This is a genomic window from Rhodoblastus sp., from assembly GCF_052145335.1.
GTDB lineage: Bacteria > Pseudomonadota > Alphaproteobacteria > Rhizobiales > Beijerinckiaceae > Rhodoblastus.
Window position 1 is genome coordinate 1 of the sequence record NZ_JBKQOU010000168.1, and the last position, 4,373, is coordinate 4,373.

At 62.1% G+C, this 4,373-nt stretch carries 7 protein-coding genes; all 7 read left to right on the plus strand.

Features of this window, described 5'->3' with window-relative positions; all coding sequences use genetic code 11:
- On the plus strand, nt 1-248 hold a 248-nt coding region (locus ACLP2E_RS11135), incomplete at its 5' end, for a hypothetical protein (protein ID WP_442465961.1).
- A 167-nt stretch (nt 249-415) separates the two neighbouring features.
- A complete protein-coding gene (locus ACLP2E_RS11140) occupies nt 416-643 on the plus strand; it encodes a hypothetical protein (protein ID WP_442465962.1) in 228 nt (75 codons plus the stop codon).
- A 626-nt stretch (nt 644-1,269) separates the two neighbouring features.
- On the plus strand, nt 1,270-1,569 hold the full coding sequence (locus ACLP2E_RS11145; protein WP_442465963.1) for a hypothetical protein: 300 nt from the start codon (nt 1,270-1,272) through the stop codon (nt 1,567-1,569).
- Nucleotides 1,570-1,703: 134 nt separating this feature from the next.
- Nucleotides 1,704-2,012, plus strand: coding sequence for a hypothetical protein (locus ACLP2E_RS11150; protein ID WP_442465964.1), 309 nt, complete (start codon nt 1,704-1,706; stop codon nt 2,010-2,012).
- Between the two features lie 262 nt (nt 2,013-2,274).
- Nucleotides 2,275-2,625 (plus strand): hypothetical protein, encoded by a 351-nt coding sequence (locus ACLP2E_RS11155; protein ID WP_442465965.1) that lies wholly within the window; start codon nt 2,275-2,277, stop codon nt 2,623-2,625.
- Nucleotides 2,626-3,805: 1,180 nt separating this feature from the next.
- Nucleotides 3,806-4,051 (plus strand): hypothetical protein, encoded by a 246-nt coding sequence (locus ACLP2E_RS11160; protein ID WP_442465966.1) that lies wholly within the window; start codon nt 3,806-3,808, stop codon nt 4,049-4,051.
- 128 nt (nt 4,052-4,179) lie between these two features.
- A complete protein-coding gene (locus ACLP2E_RS11165; protein WP_442465967.1) occupies nt 4,180-4,323 on the plus strand; it encodes a BON domain-containing protein in 144 nt (47 codons plus the stop codon).
- Nucleotides 4,324-4,373 lie beyond the last annotated feature (50 nt).

Here is a 4,373-nt window from a genome sequence, read left to right on the forward strand (position 1 = left end):
CACTCGCCGCGCTGACCGCACAAGGCTGCCCTGCTCAGGACGTCGATGCGTGGCTGCGGCATGCGGGGCGGCTCGATGACCGGCTATTTCGACCGTACGTCACGCTCTTCCTATTGGATCTAATGTCGGAGCTCGGCCAAGCATTCAACGGCAACGAGAGTCCCTCTTCGCCTCACCAATGCGCGATGCAGCACGCCTTTGATGACAGCGTTGCGTTGACTCGATCCTCGACGCGACGGCAGCGGTAGCGGCAACAAGAGAGCCTTCACGGCAAATTGCGGGCGGGGCTTTCATACAATCGCCACGGCTTCCGGATAGAGAGCCGCATCACCGCGGAGAGCGACCGCCGAATGGTCGGCTCGGTGCATCTTTTCCGGGTTCCGACTCAGCATCGTGAACGGCGTAGCGAGAAGCGATGATGCAACGCTACCAATTCGAGGTGTTGAGGGACGGAGCGGCAATCATTGCCTCGCATTCCGTTGCCCTGCCGAACGTAAAAGCCGCTTGGTCAAGAATCGCGCACTTGGCGAGAATGGTCGATGGCGCGGGACACAAGATCCAGGTCAAAGACGAGAGCGGCGGAATTGTTATCCTCATCGGGATCGCTACCGCACGCCGTTACGCCGATGCCTTCGCAGCGTAGATCTGCCCAGAGCCGCCGCGCTCCGTCGCCTTGGGTGCAGAACCGGCCGAGGGCTAGTCAAGCGTCGACCCATCTGGAAACCTCATTGATGCCGCGGGCTGAGCCTGAGGAAACAAGCGGAACGAGGAACCTTGAGGTGTCGGCGTGCGATGACGAGGATGAGGTGATACCGCCCTCAGTAGAGCCTTGCGCTGGCCCTCAGGAAGGCGCTGGGCAGCGTTGAGCGCAGAGGCAAGGCCCTCCCGCGGGCGGCTACGATGCCGGCCTCAACATCCTCGCGTACACGTCAAAGACCCGAGACGCCGCGCGGTCGAAGCGCGGCCTGCCGCCGCTCAAGCGCAAGCTGTGAGATCGGAACGCTTCCGGTGATTTGCCCGCCCAGGCGTGGGGACTGTGACCCCTCGCGCCACGCCGAAAAATAGAAGGGAGGAGGGCCTCGCGCGGGCGAGGCGGCGGCCTCCCTCGAAGTCGGTGCGACGACGCCACTGTGGACGGGCAAGCATCCTTCGATCGCTTCGGCGGGGTGACATGTTAGTCCGCAGCGCGGCTACGTAGTTCTACGAATTGAACGGCGCCGCCGGTCCTGCGAGAGGCTCCCATCAAATCAAATCGCTGAGGGGCATCAAATGATCCATGACAGCAAGCACATTGCGATCGCGGCCGTTCATGCGCTGCGCGACGCCGGGGTCGAGTCTCTCATCCTGTGGGAGAGGATGTTCCACAATACACAGGACATGCTGGTCAGCGCGGCGACGAACAAGGACGCCAAGGACGTCTCTCGGACCATGTCGGCCTTCCTCAACGCATCCTACCGGGACGTGGGCGTGAACGCAGAGGCCGTCTCGCGCATCTGGCGGCGGTACTCTCGCGAGACGGTCGCCCGGATTGCGACAACGCTGCCCGCTGAGGCCCTGAGCGCGCTCTGATCGCCGCGCGGCACTAAGACCACGCGCGTCCCAGTAGGAGCCGCGTCGGCTTCGCAGATCGCGCCCGGCGTTCGGCGATCTCCATCGCGTAAGTCGTTCAGGACAGCCGAGCCGTGAGGTGGAGAACGGACCTGATGGAGACCATGAGCGGTTATCTGGACGCGCTCGAAGCACTGTTCCTCTACCCGAGCGACGAGGCGGCCCGCGCTTGGTGGACGTCAGAAGGCTATGCGCCTCCCGCCCATCCGGTCGTTCCGCTGGCGACGATCCACAAAGTCCGCTTGCAATGGCTCGACGCGACCGACGACATGCTGGCCGATAGCCGTGCGTTCCTGTTCGACCATGGCTACGAGGCCGGCCTCAACATCCTCGCGTACACGTCAAAGACCCGAGACGCCGCGCGGGCGAAGCGCGGTCTGCCGCCGCTCAAAAGCGAGCTGTGAGTTCGGAACGCTTCCGGCCATTTGCTCGCCCGAGGTGTGGGACGGTGACCCCTCGCGCCACGCCGAAAAACAAAAGGGAGGGGGAGGGTCTATCAGGCGCGGTCGAGGGGCGAACATGATGCGGTGATCCTGCGGCTCAACGGTTTCGAACTTCAGCGGCGTGGCCATTGCCAGAATCACAGCGCGGCGCGCCTCGGCTGGATCGCAGGGCGTTGCCTATGGCGCGGGACCTCGGTGTCGTCACGTTCGGAGCAACGGCGAAGTGCCGGGTTCGCTGCCGCCCTGCTTCCACGCGCCCAACCGTAACTTCGAAGTGGTGCACCTGAAATCCAGGAACGGCCCGAATGTGCGCGCCATCGAGTGCAACCACCACTGGGCCACCTTGGACGCGGCTTATCCGATGAGGGGCGGCATCATCGAAGGCCTGCAAACGATCCGCGGTCCGGGCGAGACGACGCCGGAAGCCCGTATGGTTAGCGGCCTTGCCCGTTGGCAGCAAAACGCTCATCACCTGGGCGGCCTCTCGGAACGACAATCGGGCGCCGAGTTCGGCTTGAACGCGTACAAGCTCATGTGTGGCTCGCCCTCCGATCAGCTGCGATGTCCGGCTTAGGCGACAGGTCCGGTCGGCGTTCGGCTCCCCCTCGAGGCGCTCGCATGCGCAGGGTCGCCATCGCGGCTGACGTAGCATGACCCGGCCAAACAGCGTCTCGACCTGGCGGCTGCGATAGTCGTGCAGCCCGCGTCTTGATCCGCAGCGGCACGTCCGGTCCGCCGCACTCACTTGCCGGACTTGATCTTGTGCAACGAGGGATTGCAGTTTCAGGAGCAGATCTTTCGCCTCGGCAAGTCGGAGGCCGAGGCCGTCCGCAGTAGCCCGTCTTCGCGGATTCGACCTCGCTGCAAGCCATTTTTAGACCGTGCGCGCTGAGCAAGCGCTTGATTTTGCTCGTATCGATCTCTCGAAACAGGCCGAAAATGGCTGTAGTGAAGACCAAGCAAGTTCAATGCGGATTCCAAAGCACGACGAATCATGTCAGACGTCGCTTGGCGTCTATTTTTGTATTTTGTTCAGGCTCGGACCTTTCTTTACCGGCATCTCCGGCGTTGAAACCGCACCCGTCCCGTTCTCCCCTCCAGCAACCGTCTTGTAGTGAAGACCTTTTTGGTCAAGCTCTTGTTTTTGTTGGACCTGGAGGCTGCAAAACAGCCCAATCCGCGAAGACGGGGTAGGCGAAGCGAGGTCCCGCTCTGGGGCGCCGATCTCGAAGCGCTCCGTCGCGCCGTCTGCCCTTATTGTCTCGACCAAGACCGTCCACTTCGCTCGCGTCATCAGTCAGCCCTCGCTTTCGACGAGCGTGCCGTAACCGATGGCAGCGGCCACCCCCAACTCCGTTCCACTCTCTCGACCTGAAGCACGCCTTTGAACCCGGCCAAATGCGCGATCGGCTTCAACGCCTTGCGGTTGGGGGCATCCCGGAATCCCAAATCGAACCTCAAAGGTCAGAGAAGTGAACAGCCCTGCCTAGTTGAGGCCGGCAACGGCCAGACACTTTCTGGCCGCGTCCCTAGGCTAGCAAATTTAATTTGCTCTCCCAGCAACTTGTCCTTGAAAAAAATGCATTTGGCTGCAGATAATGAATCCTGAAGTCTTGTTCGCATGCTTGATCTGAACCGCGAGAAACTTTTCCGGACGGCGAAGATTAATCTTATAAATATCAATTTGTGGGAGCGGACGTCTTTCGTCCCCAGACGAGAGAATACGGCGACTTTTGAGCGGCAGAGGAGGCGACGTGAATACGTGGTTCGTATCGACTGTGAACAGGTTGCCGGGAGAGCAACAATTCAGCATCATCTGGTCGATGGAGGAGTTCGAAAGCGACATTGCGGCGAGGCGCTACGCGAAAGACGCATTGAACAAAGGATCGCGGGTGGAGGCGGGAACGCTGCCCGAGACACGGCCGGAAATTTGCGTTCGCTGGCGCGAAGCCGGGGCTTGGGCGACGTCACGCGAGGCAGCGCCATGCCTCGCCGACTGACCGTTCGGATCACGAACAAGCCAACAGGCAAACTTCGCACAACAAGACTCTCTGCCGTCCAGAGGATGTCTTTGGGAGCGGGACCGATCACGCCGCCGCTCGCAGGTCGACTCGGGGCGGGGCCTGCCGTGACCGGCGACTTGGTGACGCTGCGCGGTGTCGTCGAGCGGGCCTACCCGAAGTCCTGCGCGGAGGCGATCGTGCGCCGCGTGCCCAGCGTGATCGGCGTAAGGAACGAGATCGCCGTATGCGAAGCGCAAGAATTCGGTTAGCCGACTTTGCCTCCCTAGGAGCCTGTCGGACTTAGCGCGGCGCCTGCGGA